This is a genomic window from Streptomyces sp. AA4 (assembly GCF_000158875.1).
GTDB lineage: Bacteria > Actinomycetota > Actinomycetes > Mycobacteriales > Pseudonocardiaceae > Amycolatopsis.
Genome location: NZ_GG657746.1, coordinates 6,954,548 through 6,976,651, shown reverse-complemented (window position 1 = coordinate 6,976,651; position 22,104 = coordinate 6,954,548). Strand labels below are relative to the sequence as shown.

Annotated in this window: 18 protein-coding genes; 12 read left to right on the top strand and 6 right to left on the bottom strand. The window is 66.9% G+C overall.

Translation table 11 applies throughout. From position 1 onward, the window contains the following. Positions 1-11 precede the first annotated feature (11 nt). From SSMG_RS31740 to SSMG_RS31725, 4 genes are all read left to right on the top strand, one after another. Positions 12-521 (top strand): GNAT family N-acetyltransferase, encoded by a 510-nt coding sequence (locus SSMG_RS31740; RefSeq protein ID WP_009082869.1) that lies wholly within the window; start codon positions 12-14, stop codon positions 519-521. 72 nt (positions 522-593) lie between these two features. Continuing rightward, positions 594-1,457, top strand: a complete 864-nt coding sequence (locus tag SSMG_RS31735) for an SDR family oxidoreductase (RefSeq protein WP_009082867.1) — start codon at positions 594-596, stop codon at positions 1,455-1,457. 103 nt (positions 1,458-1,560) lie between these two features. Continuing rightward, complete coding sequence (locus SSMG_RS31730; protein WP_009082864.1) at positions 1,561-2,616, top strand: alpha/beta fold hydrolase; 1,056 nt, start codon at positions 1,561-1,563, stop codon at positions 2,614-2,616. 85 nt (positions 2,617-2,701) lie between these two features. After that, on the top strand, positions 2,702-3,649 hold the full coding sequence (locus SSMG_RS31725) for an NADPH:quinone reductase (protein ID WP_009082862.1): 948 nt from the start codon (positions 2,702-2,704) through the stop codon (positions 3,647-3,649). On the opposite strand, the gene SSMG_RS31720 is transcribed toward SSMG_RS31725, so the two are convergent. Continuing rightward, the gene (locus SSMG_RS31720; RefSeq protein ID WP_009082860.1) at positions 3,646-4,575 is read right to left on the bottom strand and encodes an NADP-dependent oxidoreductase; all 930 of its coding nucleotides are present in this window, start codon (positions 4,573-4,575) and stop codon (positions 3,646-3,648) included. The two genes, SSMG_RS31725 and SSMG_RS31720, sit on opposite strands and share 4 nt — an antisense overlap. A gap of 75 nt (positions 4,576-4,650) precedes the next feature. Between SSMG_RS31720 and SSMG_RS31715 the strand changes: the two genes are divergently transcribed. The 4 genes from SSMG_RS31715 (at position 4,651) to SSMG_RS43970 (ending at position 8,648) form a co-directional block, all read left to right on the top strand. Continuing rightward, positions 4,651-5,013, top strand: coding sequence for a helix-turn-helix domain-containing protein (locus SSMG_RS31715; protein WP_009082858.1), 363 nt, complete (start codon positions 4,651-4,653; stop codon positions 5,011-5,013). 291 nt (positions 5,014-5,304) lie between these two features. Beyond that, on the top strand, positions 5,305-6,045 hold the full coding sequence (locus SSMG_RS31710; RefSeq protein ID WP_009082857.1) for a hypothetical protein: 741 nt from the start codon (positions 5,305-5,307) through the stop codon (positions 6,043-6,045). 693 nt (positions 6,046-6,738) lie between these two features. Beyond that, entirely contained in the window at positions 6,739-8,145 is a 1,407-nt protein-coding gene (locus SSMG_RS43975) for a DUF3696 domain-containing protein (RefSeq protein ID WP_009082855.1), read from the top strand. Next, the gene (locus SSMG_RS43970) at positions 8,142-8,648 is read left to right on the top strand and encodes a hypothetical protein (RefSeq protein WP_199786034.1); all 507 of its coding nucleotides are present in this window, start codon (positions 8,142-8,144) and stop codon (positions 8,646-8,648) included. Before SSMG_RS43975 ends, SSMG_RS43970 begins: the two co-directional genes overlap by 4 nt. Before the next feature lie 245 nt (positions 8,649-8,893). Here SSMG_RS43970 and SSMG_RS47815 read toward each other — a convergent pair whose 3' ends face one another. From SSMG_RS47815 to SSMG_RS31685, 5 genes are all read right to left on the bottom strand, one after another. After that, on the bottom strand, positions 8,894-9,016 hold the full coding sequence (locus SSMG_RS47815; protein ID WP_353611808.1) for an NUDIX domain-containing protein: 123 nt from the start codon (positions 9,014-9,016) through the stop codon (positions 8,894-8,896). A gap of 779 nt (positions 9,017-9,795) precedes the next feature. Next, positions 9,796-11,007, bottom strand: a complete 1,212-nt coding sequence (locus tag SSMG_RS31700) for an acyl-CoA dehydrogenase family protein (RefSeq protein ID WP_009082850.1) — start codon at positions 11,005-11,007, stop codon at positions 9,796-9,798. Between the two features lie 77 nt (positions 11,008-11,084). Next, positions 11,085-12,407: an acyl-CoA dehydrogenase family protein gene (locus SSMG_RS31695; protein WP_009082848.1), complete on the bottom strand. Its 1,323-nt coding sequence runs from the start codon at positions 12,405-12,407 to the stop codon at positions 11,085-11,087. A 74-nt stretch (positions 12,408-12,481) separates the two neighbouring features. Continuing rightward, positions 12,482-13,660 carry a low temperature requirement protein A gene (locus SSMG_RS31690; RefSeq protein ID WP_037715494.1) on the bottom strand — a complete coding sequence of 393 codons (1,179 nt, stop codon included), beginning with the start codon at positions 13,658-13,660 and terminating at the stop codon, positions 12,482-12,484. A gap of 168 nt (positions 13,661-13,828) precedes the next feature. After that, positions 13,829-15,010: a TetR/AcrR family transcriptional regulator gene (locus SSMG_RS31685; RefSeq protein WP_009082845.1), complete on the bottom strand. Its 1,182-nt coding sequence runs from the start codon at positions 15,008-15,010 to the stop codon at positions 13,829-13,831. Between the two features lie 159 nt (positions 15,011-15,169). Here SSMG_RS31685 and SSMG_RS31680 point away from each other — a divergent pair, with 159 nt between their 5' ends. From SSMG_RS31680 to SSMG_RS31665, 4 genes are all read left to right on the top strand, one after another. Continuing rightward, positions 15,170-16,381, top strand: coding sequence for an acetyl-CoA C-acetyltransferase (locus SSMG_RS31680; RefSeq protein ID WP_009082843.1), 1,212 nt, complete (start codon positions 15,170-15,172; stop codon positions 16,379-16,381). Positions 16,382-16,388: 7 nt separating this feature from the next. Next, entirely contained in the window at positions 16,389-18,560 is a 2,172-nt protein-coding gene (locus tag SSMG_RS31675; RefSeq protein ID WP_037715491.1) for a 3-hydroxyacyl-CoA dehydrogenase NAD-binding domain-containing protein, read from the top strand. A 73-nt stretch (positions 18,561-18,633) separates the two neighbouring features. Beyond that, positions 18,634-19,080: an SRPBCC family protein gene (locus tag SSMG_RS31670; protein WP_009082839.1), complete on the top strand. Its 447-nt coding sequence runs from the start codon at positions 18,634-18,636 to the stop codon at positions 19,078-19,080. Positions 19,081-19,288: 208 nt separating this feature from the next. Then, complete coding sequence (locus tag SSMG_RS31665; protein WP_009082837.1) at positions 19,289-22,102, top strand: hypothetical protein; 2,814 nt, start codon at positions 19,289-19,291, stop codon at positions 22,100-22,102. Positions 22,103-22,104: the final 2 nt, after the last annotated feature.

Sequence of the window (22,104 nt, the reverse complement as noted above, 5' to 3'; positions counted from 1 at the left end):
ATTGTGGGCAGATGGAGTTCACCATCCGGCCTGGGGCTGCCGGAGACGCAGACGTTTTGCTGGGGTTTTTCGACGAGGCCGTCGCATGGCTGGTCGCGCGCGGCAGCGCGGGCCAATGGGGCACTGAGCCGTGGAGCACGATCCCGAAGCGGGTCGAGCGAGTGCGCGAGTACGCGGCCGATCCGGAGCTCCGGATGGCCGAGATCGACGGAAAACCCGCGGGCGCGCTGATCCTCGGGGAGGCGATGCCGTACGCGCCGAAGGTCGACGAGCCCGAACTGTACGTCCGGCTGTTGATCACCTCCCGCCGGTTCACCGGGCACCAGGTCGGCTCGCGGCTGCTGCGGCACGCGATGGACGAGGCGAAACGCCGCGGGATCGACCTCGTGCGCGTCGACTGCTGGGCGGGCGGCGACGGCGATCTGCCGCGCTACTACGAGAGCCAGGGCTTCAAGCCGACCGAGCAGTTCACCGTCGACGGCTGGCTCGGCCAGGTCCTCGAGCAACGGGTTGGGGGATAGCGGACCCGCGTGCTCCGGAGGACGATATTGGCTAAGTGTCAATAGACCGAGGAGCAGACCGAGGAGTCCGCCATGGCCAGGCAGTCGCTCTCCGGAAAGGTCGTCGTCGTCACGGGCGGCGCGCAGGGCATCGGGGCGGCCACCGCCGCCGCGCTGCACCGGCGCGGCTCCCGGCTCGTGCTCGGCGACCTCGACCGGGTCCGCGCCGAGAAAACCGCGGGCGAACTGGGCCCGGACGTGGTCGCGTCGCCGCTGGACGTCACCGACACGGCCGCCTTCACCGCGTTCCTGGACGACGTCGAGCGCACCGTCGGGCCGATCGACGTGCTGATCAACAACGCCGGCATCATGCCGCTTTCGCCGCTGGACGAGGAGGACGACGCGGCCACGCGGCGGCTGCTGGAGATCAACGTGCACGCGGTCGTGCACGGCACCCGCGAGGCCGTCAAACGGATGAAGCCGCGCGGACGCGGGCACATCGTGAATGTGGCGTCGATGGCCGGAAAGTCCGGATTCGCCGGAGCGGCCACGTACTGCGCTACGAAACACGCCGTGGTCGGCCTGTCCGAGGCGGTGCGGCTCGAGCTGCGCGGCACGGGCGTCGAGGTGTCGTGCGTGATGCCCGCGGTGGTGCGCACGGAACTCGCGTCCGGGCTGGGCGAAGCGCGGTTCATCAAGTCGGTGGGGCCGGACGATGTCGCGGCGGCGATCGTCGACGCGCTGGAGCGGCCGAAGTTTGACGTCTTCGTCCCGAAATCGCTCGATCTGACCGGCCGGATCACCCGGCTTTTCCCGCGTGCGTTCGGCGAATGGCTGGTGCGCGCGCTCGGCGGCGACCAGCTGCTGGCGTCGGCCGCGCATTCGCCCGAGCGCGCCGAGTACGAGGACCGGGCCGCCCGGAGCGCGCCGTCGCTCCCGCCTGATGGGAGCGTCTGAGGCGGACATGCGCTTGCCCGGTGCTTGCGGGAGTGGCGTGTTGATGCCGCGCCCGCACGCACGGCAAGATGCCCGGCAGAAGACGAGTTCCAGGAGGCGCTAGATGGTTTCCCCACCGGCCCGGTTGGCTGCCGCGGCGGCCAATGTCGTGGGCAAGGTTTTCCAGGGTGGGGTCGCCGATCTGCGGCCGATGCCGAGGGTGCTGATCGACCAGGGGCCCAACCGGTCGGTGTACCGGATGACGCACGGCGCCGCCGCGACCTCCGGCCCGCCGGTGCTGCTGGTGCCGCCGCTGGCCGCGCCCGCGCTGTGCTTCGACCTGCGCCGCGGCTGCAGCCTCATCGAGCACCTGGTGGAAGGCGGGCGGCCGACCTATCTCGTGGACTACGGCATGGTCGCCTTCTCCGACCGCCGCCTCGGCATCGAGCACTGGATCGACGAGGTGCTGCCGAGGGCGATCCGGAAGGTCAGCGAGGACGCCGGCGGACGGGGCGTGCACCTGGTGTCGTGGTCGCTCGGCGGGATTTTCTCGATGCTGGTCAGCGCGGACCAGCCGGACCTCCCGATCGATTCGATCACCGCGGTCGGCTCGCCGGTCGATTTCACCGCGATCCCGATCGTCGCGCCGTTCCGTCCGCTCGTGGACCTCACCGGCGGGCATCTGCTCACCCCGGTGTACCGGGTGTTCGGCGGCGCACCGTCCTATTTGGTCACCCGGGTGTTCCGGGCCACCGGGATCTCCAAGGAAATCACGAAACCGCTGGCGATCCTGAAAAACCTCGACGACCGCGATTACCTCGCGCAGATCGAGGCGGTGGACCATTTCATGAGCAACATGTACGCCTATCCCGGGCGGACGTTCGGCCAGCTGTACCACCGCTTGTTCCGCACCAACGACCTCGCCGAGGGCACCGTCGACCTGAACGGGCGCAAGATCAGCCTGTCCGACGTGAAGAAGCCGATGCTGGTGGTGGCGGGCGAAAACGACACCATCGCGCCGCGGGCGTCGGTGGAACGCGTGGTGCAGCTGCTGGAAAACGCGCCGGAGGTCCGGTTCCGCACCGCGCCCGGCGGGCACCTCGGCGTGCTGACCGGACGCCGCGCCCGGGGCACGACGTGGCGGTATCTGGACGAGTTTCTGGACGATCGGGTCAGCTGACCGATTCGGTGACAAATCGCGGGCGACGGGGAGCAATCCCGATATCCGCGCGCCGCCGGGGAAAAACCGGCGGTACCGTGGTCCGGTGATCGCTGCATACGTGACGTCGCCCGGCGACAGTTCCGAGATCAAGGTCGGTCCGCTCCCGGACCCCGAGCCGGGGCCGCGCGAGGTGCTGGTGAAAGTCTCCGCGGTGACGGTGAACCACGTCGACACCTTCATCCGTTCGGGCGCTTATCCCACCGCCCTTACGTTTCCGTTCGTCATCGGCCGGGATCTGGTGGGCACTGTTGTCTCCTCGCCAGTAGACCGCTTCGCGCCCGGCGACCGGGTGTGGTGCAACAGCCTCGGCCACGACGGCAGGCAGGGTTCCTTCTCCGAGTACTGCGTCGTGCCCGAGGACCGGCTTTATCCGTTGCCGGATGGGGTTTCCGACGACGCGGTCGCCGTCCTGCACACCGCCGCCACCGCGTATCTGGGCCTTTTCGAACACGCCGGCGCCGGGTACGGCGAGACGATCGCGGTGCTCGGCGCGGGCGGCGGCGTCGGCAGCGCGGTCGTCCAACTTGCTTCGACCGCCGGCCTGCGCGTCGTCGCGACCGCCCGCGCCGAGGACGCGGAATGGTGCCGGGAATGCGGTGCCGAAGAGGTTTTCGACTACGCCGACCCCGACCTCTACCGCAACCTCCCGGCGGTGGATCTGTTGTGGGACAACGCCGGACAGCACGACCTGGTCTCGGCAGTGCCGCTCCTGTCCCGCGGCGGCCGCATCGTGGCGATGGCCGGAATGGAGTCGACCCCCACGCTGCCGATCGGCCAGCTGTACACGCGCGACGCCAGCATCCGCGGGTTCGCCATCAGCAACGCCGGGATCGCCGCGCTGGGTTCCGCCGCCCGCGTGATCAACCGGGCCCTCTCCACCGGAATTCTGCGCCCGCGGATCGGCACTCGCCTCCCCCTCGCGGAGGCCGCCGAGGCGCACCGCTTGCAGGAATCGGGGGAGGCGCGAGGCCGGATCGTGCTGACGGTTTAAGGAACCGTGAGCACCACCTTGCCCTGCAGATGACCGCGGTCTAGCAGCCGATGCGCGTCGACGACCCGCTCGAACGGGAACGTCTCCTGCACGTGGACCCGGAGCTTGCCCTGCTCCACGAGCGCGACCAGCTCCCGCAGCCCGAACGGGTCCGAGTCGACCGCGATGCCGCTGAACCGCATCCCGGCCGCCTCGAACTTCGCGATCAGCTCAGTGTCTTCGTCGGCGACGGCCGTCACCAGATGCCCGCCCGGCCGGAGCACACCGAGCGAACGCTCCGCGGTGTCGCCGCCGAGCGTGTCGAGCACAACGTCGATATCGCTTACCGCTTCAGCGAAATCGACCTTTCGGTAGTCGATGACCTCGTCGGCGCCGAGCCCCTCGACGAACTCCCGTTTGCTCCCGCTGGCCGTCGCGAGCACCTGCGCGCCAAGCGCTTTCGCGATCTGGATCGCGACGTGCCCGACCCCGCCGCCCCCGCCGTGGATCAGCACGCGGTCGCCCGCCGTCACGCCGCCGAGGTCGACCAGCCCTTGCCACGCCGTCAGCCCGACGACCGGCAACGCCGCGGCCTCGACGTGCGAAAGCTCCTTCGGCTTGCGGACCAGATGCAAGGCCGGAGCAGTCACGAGCTCGGCATACGCGTTGGCCGCGCGGGGAAACAGCGGCATCCCGAACACCTCGTCGCCCGGCCGGAACCGCCAGGTCAACGCCTCTTCGACCACGCCGCTGACGTCCCAGCCGAGCACGAACGGCGGCTGGCCGAGCAACGGAAACTCGCCGTCGCGCAGCCGCGCCTCCAACGGATTCAACCCGATCGCCTTGACCCGGACGAGGACTTCGGTCGGCACTGCCCGGGGTTCGGGCGCGTCCGCGATCGTGAGCACTTCCGGGCCGCCGAGCTTGTGCTGGGTGATGACTCGCATGACACTCCTGGTTTCTGGAGGGGTACGAAAACCAGGCTAGGATTCCGATAGGTACCAGCAGGTACCTTGGATTCCATGAGCGGTACCCGCGGCATCTTCCTCGCCGATTGCCCGGCGCGGCTGGCAGTAGAGCTGATCGCCGACAAGTGGACGGTGGTCGTGCTCGCCGGACTCAGCAAGGGCCCGGTCCGCCACGGCGACCTGGTCGAGCTGATCGGCGGCATCTCCCGGAAAGTGCTCACCCAGACCCTGCGCCGGCTGGAAGCGCACGGCCTCGTCCGCCGCCAGGCGTATGCCGAGGCCCCGCCGCGCGTCGAGTACGAACTGACCCCGCTGGGAGCGACGCTGATCGAGCCGATCCACACCTTGACGGAGTGGGCCCGGGCGAATGGGGACGCGGTTCTGGACGCACTGGATTCGGCTGCCAAAAACGAGTGACCGCGACTTCGCGACCGCGTTTTTGCTAGCCAATTGCTGGCACGGCTAAGCTTTTCGTAATTGGTTGTGCGGCGCGTGTGGTCACGATTCGGGTGCGGAACGGCGACAGCTGACGACAGAGTGCAACAGCGGAGCGCTCGCGAACGACCGGCAGGGCACTGTAGTCGGTGGCGGGAGGCTGACGGTGATCCAGGGGGCGAGGGTGGACGAGGGGCTGCGCAGAAGACCGGCGCGTCGCTGACGGCGCGTCCTCGGCCCGCAATCCACGCACCCCAGCAAACGGAAACCACCATGAGTGCTCCCGAAGAAAGCGGCGTAGTCGATTTCGCGGAAACCGACAACCGGCACAGCCGGTTGAGACGGCGGATGGAACTGGAGTTCGTCAAGGACGGACTGGACAGCTCTTCGCTCGAGACCCAGTCGGTCGACGAACTCCGCTCGTCCTTGGACCGGCTCGACGGCGTGATTTCCCGGCAGCGGAAAAAGCTAGCGCAGAACAAGGCGGCGCTGGCCGCGGCGCACGCGTCCAAAGGGCGTTCGGACGTCGCCCGCAAGGTGAACACCCAGCGGAGCGCGCTGAAGTTCTGCCTGGAACGGCGCGAGCAGATCCTCGAGCTGATCAACGGATTGACCGTCGAGGCGGAGATCGACAAACTCCGGAACGCGGTGTCCGTGGTCGACGACGCCGGAACCAAGGAGAAGTTCGACAAGCTGCTCGGCGAATTCGAAAGCAAAACCGGGAAGATCGACGGGGAACTGAAGGAAACCAGCCGGAAGATCGCCGAGGTCGAGGCCGCGGCGATGGCCGCGGAAATGGACAAGTTCGAGCGGAAAGCCAAGGTGTGGCAGAACTTCCTGGCGAAGGAATCCGTCGCGACCTACGTCGGAGCGGCGATCCTGTTGGTGATGTGCCTCTCCGTGGTGGCCGCGATGTTCGCCGGCGTGGAGATCAACCAGGTGCTGTCGAGTGCGTTCCTGCTGGTGCTGGGGTATTTCTTCGGCCAGTCCACCGGGAAGAAGCAGCTGGAATAGCAAGACCGCTCGGCCCGCTCCTGTCACCCGGGCCGAGCGGCCTTGGTCACTTCAGGTCAGCCGAGGTCTTCCTCAGCACTCGCCGGGCCATGATGCGCTGCTGGATCTGCTGGGTCCCCTCGAAGCTGTCCAGGGCTCCTCAGCCGGTTTTCGTCGACCTCGTGATCTCAGGCGAAACTGCCTCTGACCTGCGCTGATGTGTCTCGTTACTTCTCGCCGTCTGTCGCTTGTCCCTGGCCTTTGATGGCCCGGCCTGGCGGTCCGGCCACACCTATCCGCGCATCCCGATACGAAGCCGTTGTCACGATCCGGCGTCAGGATGGGCGTCGCTCACGACGGTGCGTAACGGAGACCAAGTCACGAACGACCCGTATGAGACAGCCGCTCGCAGAGGAGGCCAACGTGGGCTCTGGGGACCCGTGTTCCGTCGCCGTGCGGCGTTGCGCCAGGTGACCCGCGGACGGCCGCACCGCCCGGCTGGCGGGCGAGGCGGAGCAGTCCGCCGTGTCGGAAGCGGATGCGGCCACAACGGCGAGGGGTTACGTAGGCGCCCTTGGTCCCATAGAACCAAATTCTGCAATCGATGCCACTTTCGGGATACCTTGTTCGGGCGTGCCGCACCTTCCAATACGGCGGGCGAGATGTAGGGTGGCCTATGCTTGCCGATAAGAGTGGAAACGTCGAAGGGTTGGGATGATTACCGAGCTTTCTCTGCGGAACTTTAAGGCTTGGTCCGCCACGGGTAAGGTGAAGCTTGGCCCTATATCGTGTTTCTTCGGGAGTAACTCCTCCGGTAAGACGAGTCTACTGCAAAGTCTTCTCCTGTTGAAACAGACGGCCATTTCGGCGGATCGAGGTCGCGTTTTCGACCTCGGTGGAAGTGATTCGTCTCTTGTGAGTCTTGGGACGTTCTATGACTTGGTGTACGGCCACGCTACGGGGGAAAACGTTGAAATTGATGTGTCCTGGGAAGAGGATGAGCCGTTCAGTATAACTGATACTGAGGCGCGCTCTCGCTCGGTAATAGCAAAGAGCAGTAGTCTTGGCTTGGAAGTCGAGGTCTCAGTTGGCCGTAATCAGCCGGCCGTTCAGAGGGTTGTGTATAAACTCGGAGACTACGATTTCAGCTTGAGCAGGAGGGAAGGGGGTAAATACCGTCTTAGTTCTAATGGCTATAAATTCAGACGAGTGACTGGTCGTGCATGGCCATTGCCTCCGCCGGGTAAATTCTATAGTTTCCCGGATCAGGTGCGATCATATTATCAGAATGCGGCTTTTCTTAGTGACCTTGAGTTAAATTTTGAGCAGTTCTGCGGGCGGATTTACTACCTAGGTCCACTCAGGCAAGACCCTCAGCGGCAGTATCTCTGGGGTGGCGGTCGTCCGGTTGACGTCGGGCGCCGAGGGGAGCTGGCGGTAGAGGCGATGATTGCGTCTCAGGCTGATGGGAAGACTAATTCACGCGGCTTCGTGAGACGAAAGAACGGTGCCCTGTGGGCTTTGCCTCGAATTAGCGTTGAGCAGCATGTTGCTAGTTGGCTGAAAGAGTTGAATCTGATATCGGATTTCTCTGTTGAGCCGCTAGATCGCGACCGTGAAAGCGTCTATCGAGTCTTGGTTAGACGCGGTCCATCTGATCCGCCGGTTCTTCTTACTGATGTTGGATTCGGTGTGTCTCAAGTGTTACCCGTTCTGGTTCTTCTTGCCTATGTTCCCGAAGGGTCGACAGTCCTTCTCGAGCAGCCTGAGATTCACCTTCATCCGGCAGTGCAAAGCGGATTAGCTGATGTAATAATCGAAGCTGCCAAGGTTCGTAAGCTGCAAGTGATTGTTGAGAGCCATTCGGAGCATTTGCTTCTAAGGCTTCAGCGACGTATTGCCGAGAAGTTCATGCCTCGGGAGATTGAGATTACATCCGAAGATTGCCACATATATTTTTGCGACTCTCGGCAAGGGGCTCCTACGATCGAAAGGCTTAACCTTGACCTGTTCGGAAATGTGACAAACTGGCCTGCCGACTTTTTTGGCGATGGCTTTGGTGAGGCTGCCGCTCAGGCAAAAGCGGCGAGAAGAAGGATGAAAGAGGAGAGGGGGGAGTGAATTTGCATGACGGTGTCATCATCGATACTAATGTGCTCATTGCCTCAGATGGGGAGTCTACGCCACAAGCGACGCCGGAATGTGTTATCTCGGCCATTGAATTTCTAGAAGAATCTCTGTCGGAGAAGGTGATTCTGCTAGATTTTGGTGGTGACATTCTAGAGGAGTACGAAAGATACTGTTCATATAGTGGGCAACCCAGAGTTCGGGATCGATTTTTCGTAGAACTTACCCGACGTCAGGCCGATGTTTCGAAGGTTCGAAAGGTGGAGATAACGCCGACTTGGGACGGATCTTACGAGGAGGTTCCGGCGGATCTGAGAGATTTCGATCCTTCTGATCACAAGTTCATCGCCTCTGCGGTCGCGGACGGTTTTCGGTCGCCGATCATAAATTGTGTCGACTCGGACTGGTCGCATGCTGGTGACAAGCTAGGCGCGGAGGGTATATCAGTGATAGAACTCTGTCCTGAATGTCTAAAGAAGTCGATCGTTCGCCAGTGATTTGTCTAGCTGTAATAAGGTTGCCCCGGCTTTCGGCCGCATGTTCTAGGCGTAGCCTAATCGTGTATGGATATTCAATTTGTCTAGCTCTTCAATTGGTATCCAGATCTTCTCTGAGCTTTCGATGCTGGGTGTACGCTGTCTCGACGTCTTTCGGGCTCGGAAACGGATGGGGAATTCTTGCGGGAATTCGTCGTCGCCATAGGGGATAACGTGCTTTGGGTTTGAGTAGAGGCCGATCGCGACTATGACCTTGCAGTCGATGCCGTCTCCTCGCGAACCTCGTGGACTGCGGCCTGTGCCATTGTCTCGCCTAGTTCCAGTTGGCCACCACGGATTGGGTAGAGATTGTTGTCTGTGCGCTTAATAATCAGGATTCGACCTTCGTCGTCCCGGAGGAACGCCGAGGCCGCTACTGCGATACCGTTCGCTTTAGGCGCGTTCGGGTCGTTGTAGTAGTCGGCTCCCTAGAAGGTGGCTGGCTTGGCGAGGTTCCAGACTGACTCAAGGCTCTCCGAGTACGTCTCGAAGAGGTCCCGACGGGCAGTCACCGCAGGTGGAGGGACGGGGCGTGGGCTCCCTGGAACCCGTATACATGCGTGTTGATGATCATCTCCTCGTCGAATCGGAAATCGAACTGTAGAGCGTTGTGTTGTGGAACTGCATCTCAACCCCGTCGACGCCGATCAGCGGCGGGTAGAACGCCAGCGCGTTGCGGATGCGCGCCGCAAGCGTCCCGTCGAACTGCTCCGCGCAGGGAGCCGCTGACCTTTTCCCCGGTCCCCGAACGCGAGCAGGATCTTTGCGTCGGCCACTGCCTTGGCGGTCAGGCCCTTGATGAACCGCAGGCGTTCCATCAGGAACAACGCTGCGTGAACCACAATCTCGACGGTCTCGGATGCTTCCTTTCAGCCGATCCGACTACCGCGGGCACGCGAACCCGGGCTTCATCCTCCGGACGTACACGCACCCGGTCCCGTCGAGCAACCACCCGGCGCGGGAGGCTCGACGCGGTGTTCGGACGGCCTGCCCTCGATGACGGTCCGGAGGCACCTGATCATGGAACCCACCTCAGCGAGGCGAAAACCGCCCGGTCGCAGAGCCCCGAGAGGGACCAGCGACCGGGCGGATTTCCGTTACGTCACAACTACTTCAGCTCAGCCGAGGTCTTCCCCAGCACCCGCCGAGCCACAATGAGCTGCTGAATCTGCTGCGTCCCCTCGAAAATGTCCAGGATCTTGGCATCCCGGGACCATTTCTCCAGCAGCGATTCCTCCGTGTACCCGTACGCTCCGGCGAGTTCGACGCACTTCAGCGTCACGTCGACCACCGTGCGGCCCGCCTTGGCTTTCGCCATCGAAGCCTGCAGGGAGTTCGGCTGGCGGTTGTCCGCCATCCACGCCGACTCCAACGTCAGCAGGTACGCCGCCTCGTAGTCCGCTTCCAGTTGCAGGAACGTCGCGGCCGCGGCGTGCTGCGTCAAGGACGGGCGGTCGTAGTCGATGACGATGCCCGCTTCGGTGAGGATGCGGCGGGTTTCGTCCAGCGCCGCGCGGGCGACGCCGATCGCCATCGCGGCCACCAGCGGGCGGGTGTTGTCGAAGGTCTGCATGACCCCGGCGAAACCCTTGGCCGTGTCGATTTCCGGCGTGCCCAAGAGGTTTTCGCGGGGAACGCGGCAGTTTTCGAAGCGCAGCACGGCGGTGTCGGACGCGCGGATGCCCAGTTTGTGCTCCACGCGCACGACCTCGAAGCCGGGCGTGCCCTTCTCCACCACGAACGACTTGATCGCGGCGCGGCCCTTCGTGCGGTCGAGTGTCGCCCAGACCACGACGGCGTCGGCGCGCTGGCCGGAGGTCACGAAGATCTTCTCGCCGTTCAGGATGTAGTCGTCGCCGTCCTGGGTGGCCGTCGTCGTGATGGCGGCGGAGTCCGAACCGCAGCCGGGTTCGGTGATCGCCATCGCGGCCCACAGGCCCTTGAACCGCTCGAGCTGCTCGTCGGTCGCCACCGAGCCGATCGCGGCGTTGCCGAGGCCCTGGCGCGGCATGGACAGCAGCAGGCCGACGTCGCCCCAGCACATTTCGATCGTGCCGAGCACCACGTTCAGGTTGGCCCCGTTGCGGTTTCCCTTGGGGCCGTCGTCCTTTTCGGACCGGCGGACGCCGGCCGCGCCCGCCCCGCCCTCGCCGGAGGAGTTCAGCCCGTCCAGCAGCGCGGCGAACATGTCCAATTCGGACGGATAGGTGTGTTCGGCGCGGTCGTACTTGCGCGAGATCGGCCGGAACACCTCGGCCGCGGCCTGGTACGCCTGGTTGATCAGCGCGCCGGCCTTCTTCGGAGCTTCCAGGTTGATCATGAGGGGTTGCCTTTCGAGGGGGGTCGTGAGTGGCGATGCCGGTTAGAACCGGCACAAACACTCACGAGGGAGCCAGCTCAGAGGAGGACGGCGCCTTCCATCACGCCGATCGCCCGCAGGTCGCGGTACCAGCGCTCCACCGGATGCTCCTTCACGAACCCGTGCCCGCCAAGCAGCTGCACGCCGGCGTTGCCGATCTGCATGCCCTTGTCCGTCGCGAGCTTGCGGGCGAGCGCCGCTTCCCGCGCGTATTCCTTGCCCTGCTCGGCCCGCGCGGCCGCGCGCAGCGTGACCAGGCGCAGACCCTCCAGCTCGATCGCGATGTCCGCCACCGAGAACGCGACCGCCTGCCGGTGGCTGATCGGCTCGCCGAACGCGGTGCGCTCGTTCACGTAAGGCACGACGTAGTCCAGCACCGCCTTGCCGACGCCCGCGGCGAGCGCCGCCCAGCCGAGCCGGGAAAGCCGGACCACCTCGGTGAACACGTCCGCCTTGCCGCCGCCGAGCAGCGCGCCCGCGGGCAGCGAGACCTTCTCCAGGTGCAGCTTCCCGGTGGCCGCGCCGCGCAGGCCCATCGCGGGTTCGGACTCGATCGTCACGCCCGCGTTCGACGATTCCACCAGGAACAGCGCCGGTCCGCGGCCTTCCAGGTCGGCCGAGACGAGGAACAGCTCCGCCTCCGCCGCCCGCGGGACGAGCGACTTCACGCCGTCGAGCTGGTAGCCCTTCGGGGTGCGCTTCGCCTTGGTGGCGGGCTTGAACGGGTCGAACAACGGCGTCCGCTCCAGCAGCGCGAGCGCCGCGGCGGGCACCTGCTCGCCGGTGAACGCGGGCACGTAGTCGGCCTGCTGCTGCTCGTCGCCCCACGCGACCAGCGCGGTGCTCACCGCCGACGGGGCCAGCACGGCCACCGCCAGGCCGAGGTCGCCGTGCGCGAGCGCCTCCGCGACCAGCGCGTTCGTCACGACCGAACGCTCGGTGCCCGCGCCGCCCAGCTCTTCCGGGATGCCGACGAGGCTGATGCCCAGCTCGGCCGCGCGGCTCAGCAGACCCTCCGGCGCGGCGAGCTTCTCGTCGGCGTCCGCGGCGGCCGGCCGCAGCTGCTCGGCGGCGAACTCGCTGACCGTTTCGACGATGAGCTTCTGGTCCTCGTCCGGCGTCAGGTCGAACAGCCCGCGGTCGTCCGGTTTCGCCAGCCGCGCCGGTTTGCCCAGCCGCTGGACCGAGGTGAACGACCGCGTCGCCGCCCCCGCCGCGCGGAAACCGGTCCGGGTCCCCGTCTTGACCAGGTTCTGCACCGGCCCGCGCAGCCCGACCCGGTCGATCGCCTTGCTCCCGGCCAACCGGGTGAGCGCGGCCAGGCCGAGGCCCATCGCGTCTCGTTTCCTTGGCGCAGCCATGCAGCATCTCCCTCGCGTTACCTACTCACGAGTAGGTTAGCGTGGCGATGCGGAATCCGCCAGTGCGGCCCGGCTCACTCGACGACCGGGCGCCGGGCCAGCGACGTGCGTTCGAACGCGATGAGCAGCAGGACCGAGGCCGTGACGATCAGCAGCAGCAAGGCCGCGGGCACGTGTCCGAGGAGGGGAGTGATGCCGAGCAGCACCGCCGCGAGCACGAGGCGCTGCCGATTCCAGCTGCCGAGGTTGCGCCGGCGCAGCGAACTGAGCGCGACCAGGTACAGCGCAAGCCCGCCGGTCAGCGCCCACAGCGCGACGCCGTGCAGCGCGTCCGCCGGATCGTGGTCCAGGGTCGCGAACGCCTTCTTCAACCCGAGCGCGACGAGGACGATGCCGGCGATGAGCGGCAGGTGCAGATAGGTGTAGGAATCGGTGGCGAGCTTGTTCCGCGCGATGCCTTCGGCGCGGGCCAGCCTGCTTTCGGCGACGTGCGCGACCAGGTCGAAGTACGTCCACCACATCCCGGCGGCGAGCGCGATCCCGCAGATCGCCGACCCGGCGACGAGCCACGTGATCGGCACGTGCCCGATCCCGATGCCGATCGCCACGATCGATTCGCCCAGCGCGATGATCACGATCAGCCCGAACCGCTCGGCGAAGTGCGCGGGCGAGTGCAGCCGCCAGCCCGCGGGGCCGGACAGATAGACGTTGAGGTAGTCCACCGCCAGCGCGACCACCCACAGCGCCGGCTGCCACGGTCCGCCCACGACGGCGGCGACGGCCAGCAAAGCCAGGCTCGGCAGCAGCCCGCGCAGCATTTTCAGCAGCACCAAGCGCAATTCGGCGTCGTGCCGCGCCGCCCCGAGGTAGGCGACGATGTGCAGCAGCCGCACGACGCCGTAGCAAGCGACGAACAGCAACGGCCCGTCCAGTCCGCCCGGCTGGTTGGTGAGCGCCTGCGGCACCGCGAGCGCGACCAGGAACATCACCGCCATCGCGCCGAACATCGCCAGCCGCGCGATGCCGTGGTCGACGTGGATCGTCGTGCCGAGCCACGCGTAACTGCACCAGCACCACCACAGCACCATCAGCACCAGCAGTCCCTCGCCGACGCCGAGCAGGCTCAGCCGCCCGGCCATCAGTTCGGTGGTCTGCGTGATGGCGTAGACGAAGACCAGGTCGAAAAACAGCTCAAGGGTCGTGACGCGGTGGCCTTCGTCCGCGCGAACCAGATGCAACCGTCTCGTGGGCACGGCAGATGGTGACACGGACGGGCGACCGATCGGAGCGGTTTCGCTGACAGCGTGCGACGACCTCGCGAGGTTCTCTTCTCTCCGAAGTCGTGACTTCACTGCTGAAGTACTTCACTAGTGAAGTCACGACTCAAAACAGAAAACCACTTTCGAAGTGGCCCGCAGCGTTCAGCTGAGCCCGAGAACCGCGTGCAGCACCGCGGTCAGTTCCGTCTGCAGATGCGGCCTGCTCTTGATCGGCCCGGTCCGGCTGAGATCGTTCGCGATCGTCAGCGCGGCATGCACCCGGATCTTCGCCTCGCGCGCCGGAAGCTCCGGAAACACCGCGCACAGCAGGGAAACCCACTGGTCGACGTAGTCGCGCTGGACGCGGCGCAGATCGGCCTTGTCGCGTTCCGGCATGGTCACGCGGTCCGCGGTGAAGGACACCAGCAGTTCCGGCGTGCGCAGCAGAATGTGCACGTACGACGCGGCGAGCCGGCTGAGCGCGGACCGTTCGTCGGGGGCTTGCAGTGCCTGCTCGGCGGCCAGTGCGAGCCGGTCGGCCGCGCGGTGGCCGATCGCGACCATCAGCGCGGCCTTGCTAGGAAAGTGCCGGTACACGCTGGGTCCGGCGATGCCTGCCGCCGCGCCGATGTCCTCCATGCTCACCGCGTGGAAACCGCGTTCGGCGAACAGGCCGGTCGCGGCGGTCAGCACCTGCTCGCGGCGGGACGGCGTGCCGAGGCTGCTCGTGACCGGCGGCGCGGGTTCTTCCGGAACCGGCAAGGAGAGGTCGAGCACGGTCATCGCGAGTTCGACCAGCAGCGGCACGAAGCGTTTGCGCGCCACCGAGGTGTGGTGCACCGCGACGCTGCCGAACACCGACAGCGCGGCCCAGCACAGCAGCTCGGCCTCGTCCGCGGCCAGCTCCGGGCGCAGCGTGAGCAGGGCTTTCGCCCACGCGTCGAGCACCGCGCCGGACCGGCGGCGGATCTCCCGGCGCTGCTCGCGCGGCAGGTGCGGACCTTCCCAGCGCCACAGCGCGGCGATCTCCCGGCGCTCGACGGCCTGTGTCGCGAGGCCGGTGAGCAGGGCGTTCAGCTGCTCGGGCGGCGGCGCGGAATCGGCGAGCGCGACCGCGGTGGCCGATTCCATGTCGTCGATCCCGGCGAGCACGACGTAGGCGAGGATCGCCTGCTTGTCGGCGAAATGCCGGTACAGCGCGGGTCCGGTCACGCCCGCCGCGGCGGCGATGTCGTTGATCCCGACGCCGTGGAACCCGCGCGCGCGAAACAGCTCGGCCGCGACGGCGGCGAGTTGGGCCTTGCGGTCGCGAGGCCGCGTGCCGCGGGCGGGAGACGTACTCATGGTGAACTGACCATAGCGTTAATCCAAACTAGAGCAACCCATTGACACCATAGGGTTCATCGGGCTTATGTTAATGGGCATTAGCACCTACTGGCCGGTATAGTCGGCGGCGAGATACACCGCGGTGTCCAACCACGCCGCTTCGCGGAGGAGTGTTCAGTGAGTAGCGAGGCCTACATCTACGAGGCGTTGCGCACGCCCCGGGGCAAGAACAAGGGCGGTGCCCTGCACGGCACCAAGCCGGTCGACCTGGTGGTCGGCCTCATCCAGGAGCTGAAGGTCCGCCACCCGAACCTCGATCCGCAGGCGATCGACGACATCGTGCTCGGCGTCGTCTCCCCGGTGGGCGAGCAGGGCGCGGACATCGCGCGCACCGCCGCGCTCGTCGCGGGCCTGCCGCAGACGGTCGCGGGCGTGCAGCTCAACCGGTTCTGCGCGTCCGGGCTCGAGGCCACGAACGTCGCGGCGCAGAAGATCCGCTCCGGCTGGGACCAGCTGGTCATCGCGGGCGGCGTGGAGTCGATGTCGCGCGTGCCGATGGGTTCCGACGGCGGCGCGCTGTTCATGGACCCGGCCACCGCGTACGACCACTACATCGCCCCGCAGGGCATCGGCGCGGACCTGATCGCGACGATCGAGGGCTTCTCCCGCGAGGACGTCGACGCGTTCGCGGTCCGCTCGCAGGAGAAGGCCGAGGCGGCCTGGTCCGGCGGCTACTTCGCGAAGTCCGTGGTGCCGGTGAAGGACCTGAACGGCGTCACGATCCTCGACCACGACGAGCACCGCCGTCCGGGGACCACGGTCGAGGGGCTGGCGAAGCTCAAGCCCGCCTTCACCACGATCGGCGAGATGGGCGGGTTCGACGCCGTCGCGCTCCAGAAGTACCACCAGGTCGAGAAGATCGACCACGTGCACACCGGCGGCAACTCGTCCGGCATCGTCGACGGGTCGGCCATCGTGCTGATCGGCTCCGAGCAGGCGGGCAAGACCTTCGGCCTCACGCCGAGGGCGCGCATCGTCGCCACCGCCTCGATCGGGTCCGAGCCCACGATCATGCTGACCGGTCCGACGCCGGCCACCGAGAAGGTGCTGAAGACCGCGGGCCTGACCCCGGACGACATCGACCTGTGGGAGCTCAACGAGGCGTTCGCGTCCGTCGTGCTCAAGTGGCAGAAGGACCTGAACCTTCCGGACGAGAAGATCAACGTCAACGGCGGCGCGATCGCCATGGGCCACCCGCTCGGCGCCACCGGCGCGATGCTGGTCGGCACCGTGGTCGACGAGCTGGAACGCCGTCAGGCGCGCCGGGCGCTGGTGACTCTGTGCATCGGCGGCGGCATGGGTGTCGCGACCATCATCGAGCGGGTGTGAGGACCTGATGACCGAGAGCAAGACCATCCGCTGGGACAAGGATTCCGACGGCATCGTCACGCTGACCCTGGACGACCCGGACCAGTCGGCGAACACGATGAACCAGGCCTTCCGCGAGTCGCTCGCCGCGACCGTGGACCGGCTCGAAGCCGAGAAGGACGACATCACCGGTGTCGTGCTCACCTCGGCGAAGAAGACCTTCTTCGCCGGCGGCGACCTGCGCGACCTGATCCAGGCGAAGCCGGAGCACGCGGCCGAGATCACCGCGTCCAGCACCGCGATGAAGGGCCACATGCGCCGGCTCGAGCAGCTCGGCAAGCCGGTCGTCGCGGCCATCAACGGCGCGGCGCTCGGCGGCGGCCTCGAACTCGCGCTCGCGACGCACCACCGCATCGCGGCCGACGTGAAGGGCAGCCAGATCGGCCTGCCCGAGGTCACCCTGGGCCTGCTGCCCGGCGGCGGCGGCGTGGTCCGCACCGTGCGGCTGCTCGGCATCCAGAGCGCGCTGCTGAACGTGCTGCTGCAGGGCCAGCGGATGAAGCCGCGCAAGGCGCTCGAAGTGGGCCTGGTGCACGAGGTCGTGGACACCGTCGACGAGCTGGTGCCCGCCGCGAAGGCGTGGATCAAGGCCAACCCCGAGGGCGGTGTGCAGCCGTGGGACGTCAAGGGATACAAGATCCCGGGCGGCACCCCGTCGAACCCGAGCTTCGCGGCGAACCTGCCCGCGTTCCCGGCGAACCTGCGCAAGCAGCTCAAGGGCGCGCCGATGCCCGCGCCGCGCGCGATCCTCGCCGCCGCGATCGAGGGTTCGCAGGTCGACTTCGACACCGCGATCCTGGTCGAGACGCGCTACTTCGTGAGCCTGGCCATCGGGCAGGTCTCGAAGAACATGACCAAGGCGTTCTTCTTCGACCTGCAGACGATCAACTCCGGCGGTTCGCGTCCGGACGGGTTCGAGAAGTTCACCGCCAAGAAGGTCGGCGTGCTCGGCGCCGGGATGATGGGCGCCGCGATCGCCTACGTGTCCGCGAAGGCGGGCATCGACGTGGTCCTCAAGGACGTCTCGCAGGAGGCGGCCGAGAAGGGCAAGGGCTACGCGGTCAAGCTCGAGGAGAAGGCGCTCTCGCGCGGCAAGACCACGCAGGAGAAGTCGGACGCGCTGCTGGCGCGGATCAAGCCGACCGCCGACCCGGCCGACTTCGCGGGCGTCGACTTCGTCATCGAGGCCGTGTTCGAGAGCGTCGAGCTGAAGCACAAGGTGTTCGGCGAGATCGAGAACATCGTCAACGCGGACGCGGTGCTGGGTTCCAACACCTCGACGCTGCCGATCACCACCCTCGCCGAGGGCGTGCAGCGGACCGAGGACTTCATCGGGATCCACTTCTTCTCGCCGGTGGACAAGATGCCGCTGGTCGAGATCATCTGCGGCCAGAAGACGTCGCCCGCCACGCTGGCGAAGGTCTTCGACTACACGCTGCAGATCCGCAAGACCCCGATCGTCGTCAACGACAGCCGCGGCTTCTTCACGTCGCGGGTCATCGGCACCTTCATCAACGAGGCGGTCGCCGCGCTGGGCGAAGGCGTCGAGCCGGCGTCGATCGAGCAGGCGGGTTCGCAGGCCGGCTACCCGGCGCCGCCGCTGCAGCTGATGGACGAGCTGACCCTGACGCTGCCGCGCAAGATCCGCGCGGAGACCCGCGCCGCGATCGAGGCCGAGGGCGGCACCTGGACGCCGCACGCGTCCGAGGCCGTCATCGACACGATGCTCGACAAGTACGACCGCAAGGGCCGTTCCACGGGTGCGGGCTTCTACGAGTACGACGAGAACGGCAAGCGCACCGGTCTGTGGCCGGGCCTGCGCGAGGCGTTCAACTCGGGTTCGGCGGACGTGCCGTTCGAGGACCTCAAGGAGCGCATGCTCTTCGCCGAGGCGCTGGAAACGGTGAAGTGCTTCGACGAGGGCGTCCTGACCTCGGTCGCGGACGCCAACATCGGGTCCATCTTCGGCATCGGCTTCCCGCCGTGGACCGGCGGCGTGATCCAGTACATCAACCAGTACGAGGGCGGCCTGCAGGGCTTCGTGGACCGCGCCCGCGAACTGGCCGCGCGCTACGGCAGCCACTTCGAGCCGCCGCAGTCGCTCGTGGAGAAGGCCGCCAAGGGCGAGATCTACGAATAAGGTTCGACGGTGTGCTGGCGGGGCCGCTCCGGGGATTCTACCGGGGCGGCCCCGCTTTTTCGCGGAGGTGCCGATGACGGAACAGCTGCCGTTCTTGGACGAGCATCGGATCGTCGTGCCCGCTGATGCCGAGACAACCTGGCGTGCGGTGAACCAGGTCGTCGAACGGTTCTCCGGCCGATTGGCCACTGGCTACGCCTGGGCGGTCGGCGCGGCCGATTTGAAGGCCGCTGGTCCCCGCCCGCTCGCCGAGGGCTCGACCGTTCCCGGGTTCCGGGTCGCCGCCGCCGAACCGCCGAGGCTGCTCGCGCTGGCCGGACGGCATCGGTTTTCCGAGTACCGCCTCACTTTCCGGCTCGAACCCGGTCCGGAGGGACAGACGCTGGTTCGCGCCGAGAGCCGGGCTCGGTTTCCCGGCGTGTTCGGGGCTGGGTACCGCTTGCTCGTCATCGGGAGCGGCGGCCACGTCCTCGGCATGCGGAGAATGCTGGGAACGATCGCGCGCCTCGCGCGCAATTAATTCGCCATTTTTTGAGTGTCGATTCTACGTTTTTCGTAGCTGCCATGCGGTGATCAAGGGCGAGGTGGCTCAGCGCAACCAAGCATCCGGCGAACGGCTGAACCCGTGCCGCCCGAACGGCCGCACGCCGCGTCCGGGAAACCGGAAACCGTTGCCGTGTCGGCATAATTCCGGGACCCCTCCCGGAGGCCGCGTGGGATACTTCGGCATGGACCAGACGGTGGCCGTCGCGGGGGAGCAGCTCGCGTTCGCTGGCGCGGATCGGCTTGTCAAGCTTGTCGGGGCGCTTTATCAGCGGCCCCGTGTCGGCGACCGGCCGCGGGAATTGCGGGACGACGGGGAATGGCGTCCCGGATATCACCGGGAGCGCGCCGGGCGGCGCGGGCTTCCCATGGTGTGCCTCGTGGGAGACGCGCGCGAGGGGGTGCTCGAGGAGCTGGGTTCGCGGCTGCAGAACGCGAAACCGGCGGGCACTGTCCGTTCCGTCTACCTTTCGCTGGCCGACCGGCCGGACCTCGACGCTCCGGGCAAGGCGACCGAGGCGAGCGTCGAGGTGGTGCGCGACATTCTGTGGCGCGTCCGCAACACGCTCGTCCGCAGTTCCCGCACGCGCGAAAGCCGGTTGCGGTTCCGGTTGTTCACGCTGGTCGACCAGCTCATGGCGAAGAAATTCCCGGACGGCGAAACCGATCCCGAGCGGATCCTGCTGCGCGAACTGCAGGAGAACGGCCTGCTGGTGCGCTTCCGCTCGGCCATCGACAGCGTCAGCCGCGAGCTGGTGCCGCAGCATCCGGCGTGGCGGCTTCCGTTGCTGCTTCTGCGTTTGCTGACGTTCGCGACCTTCCGGATCGCCGTCACCGGACGAGTTCCGGGGCTGTCCGGGCGGTATCGCTGGTTCCTGCGCCAGCCGCACCTCGCGCCGGAGATGTCCGGCAGCTTCGTGCGCTTCGCGATGCGGCTCACCGACGGCGAATGGCAGAAGGAGTCGCCGCAGTACGTCGCGCGGCTGCTGGTCAACGCGTTCCTGGAGGACCTGCGGCGCGAGTACCGGCTGCGGCCGTGGCAGTTCTGGCGGCGGCGCCGGATGACGTATCCGGTGCTGCTGCTCGACGAGGTCGGCCCGGCCAACGGCGGGTACCGGCTGCTGGAGCTGATCAACGAGGTCCGCAACCAGGTCGGTCTCTTCGATCCGCTGCTCGTGGTGAGCGCGAGCCAGGCGCCGCCCCCGGATGCCGAGCCGAGCGAGGACCGGCCGAAGTACCACGCCGCCGAAGCCGCCGGCGCGTATCGGGTGTGGCAGAACCGGCTCAGCGCCGACCGCCGCGCCCGCCGCCCGACCGCGTGGTACCTGCCGATCGGCCTCGACGCGCCGCAGACCGAGACCGAAAAAACCGAGGTGCGCAAGCGAATGCTGACCCTCGGCGACCATTACGACCTGTCCGGCGGACGCGGGCGGGCCGCGTGGTGGACGACGCGCTGGGTCCGGGCCGGGGTGCCCGCGGTGGTGCTCGCGCTGGTCGCCGGGTTCGCCGTCGTCCGCTATCAGTCCGTTTTGGACAGTCACTGCGGCACCTCGAGCGAATGGCTGGCCTGGGCGGACGACCAGTGCGTCGGGGTCTCCGACGGCACCTTCACGCTGTTTTCCCCGGTCGACAGGGAAGGGACGATCCAGCAGGTCGAAGCGGTGATCGCGGACCAGAACCGGCGCGCCGAGGAACTGCACCAGCAGCATCCGGAGCGGCCGTACATCACGCTGGTCGACCTGGAGGCGCTCACGTCGTCGAACGGCACCGCCGAAGGACTCACCGCGGAACGGGAATCGCTGGAAGGCTTCGCGGTCGCCCAGTCGCGGCAGCTCGACGCGACCGCCGCGGCCGAACCGATCGTGCGCATGCTGATCGCCAACGGCGGCAAGGGAATGCTCCAAGGCGCGGCGGTCGCGCGGACGCTGCTGGAGATGGCGAAACAGGATCCGAGCATCGTCGGAGTGGTCGGGCTCGACATGAGCAGCGAGCCGACCGCCGACACGATCCGCGCGCTCGGCGACGCGGGCATCCCGGTGGTCGCCGCGACGCTTACCGCCGATCAGCTCGCGGACCAGAATCCGATCTACTTCCAGGTCGCGCCGCAAAACCGCCGGGAAGCCGCGGTGGCCGCGTCCTTCGCCGTCCAGCGTCCCGGTCCTCGCTCGCTCCGCGTCTACTACGCCGACGACGACGCCGATTTCTACAGCACGAACCTCCGCGACGATGCGCTGGCGTCGTTCAAGGCAAGGGGATTTGCCGTCGAAGCCCGCGCCTTCGATCCGGACGGAGGGGCGGCCGGTCAGCCCGCCCACGTGCGGAACGGCGACCGGACCGTGGGCAACGCAGGCGCGGCCGGGCGGGACAGCTGCTCCTACGACGGCTTCGCGTTCTTCGCTGGCCGCGGTGTGCCCGACTTTGGCGCCTTCCTCGCCGGAGCCGCGCAGTGCGGCAGCACAGCCACGATCATCGGAGACGACGACGTCTCCCGCTATGTCGCGGATTCCGTTGCGCGGGAACGCAATCGCGCGCTGTCGTACTACTATCTGGCGCTCGCGAGCGCCCCGGCGACGCCCGCGAAAGGCCTCGCGCGAGACTTCTACGCCACGCTCAACGCCAAGTTCGCCTTCGAGCACACCGAAAAAGGTCGCTCGTTCGACGGGCACGCCGCGCTGTCCTACGACGCCGCGCTGGTGATGATCACCGCGACCGCGTACCTGCGCGAGACGTCCTCGAAAATCCCGGTCACGCCCGGTGCGGTCTGGCGCGAGATCGCCGCGATCCACACCTCGCGGCCGGATGCCAACCAGACCAACAAATACATCGAGGGCGTCAGCGGGACGATCGACTACGGCGGAGACATCGGCAGGCACGTCCCGCAGGACAAACCGCTCGCGGTACTCCGCGTCCAGGGCGGCGAGGTCGATCCGGAACTGCAGGGCTTCTGCGGGAAGTCGGTCGCCCGGGCTCCGGACTCCTGGTGTCCGGCGGACGGCTGAGC

Excerpts from the sequence above, each read along its gene's own strand:
- SSMG_RS31740 (WP_009082869.1), top strand. The coding sequence starts at position 12 with ATGGAGTTCACCATCCGGCCTGGGGCTGCCGGAGACGCAGACGTTTTG.
- SSMG_RS31735 (WP_009082867.1), top strand. The coding sequence starts at position 594 with ATGGCCAGGCAGTCGCTCTCCGGAAAGGTCGTCGTCGTCACGGGCGGC.
- SSMG_RS31730 (WP_009082864.1), top strand. The coding sequence starts at position 1,561 with ATGGTTTCCCCACCGGCCCGGTTGGCTGCCGCGGCGGCCAATGTCGTG.
- SSMG_RS31720 (WP_009082860.1), bottom strand. The coding sequence starts at position 4,575 with ATGCGAGTCATCACCCAGCACAAGCTCGGCGGCCCGGAAGTGCTCACG.
- SSMG_RS31715 (WP_009082858.1), top strand. The coding sequence starts at position 4,651 with ATGAGCGGTACCCGCGGCATCTTCCTCGCCGATTGCCCGGCGCGGCTG.
- SSMG_RS31710 (WP_009082857.1), top strand. The coding sequence starts at position 5,305 with ATGAGTGCTCCCGAAGAAAGCGGCGTAGTCGATTTCGCGGAAACCGAC.
- SSMG_RS43975 (WP_009082855.1), top strand. The coding sequence starts at position 6,739 with ATGATTACCGAGCTTTCTCTGCGGAACTTTAAGGCTTGGTCCGCCACG.
- SSMG_RS31700 (WP_009082850.1), bottom strand. The coding sequence starts at position 11,007 with ATGATCAACCTGGAAGCTCCGAAGAAGGCCGGCGCGCTGATCAACCAG.
- SSMG_RS31695 (WP_009082848.1), bottom strand. The coding sequence starts at position 12,407 with ATGGCTGCGCCAAGGAAACGAGACGCGATGGGCCTCGGCCTGGCCGCG.
- SSMG_RS31685 (WP_009082845.1), bottom strand. The coding sequence starts at position 15,010 with ATGAGTACGTCTCCCGCCCGCGGCACGCGGCCTCGCGACCGCAAGGCC.
- SSMG_RS31675 (WP_037715491.1), top strand. The coding sequence starts at position 16,389 with ATGACCGAGAGCAAGACCATCCGCTGGGACAAGGATTCCGACGGCATC.
- SSMG_RS31670 (WP_009082839.1), top strand. The coding sequence starts at position 18,634 with ATGACGGAACAGCTGCCGTTCTTGGACGAGCATCGGATCGTCGTGCCC.
- SSMG_RS31665 (WP_009082837.1), top strand. The coding sequence starts at position 19,289 with ATGGACCAGACGGTGGCCGTCGCGGGGGAGCAGCTCGCGTTCGCTGGC.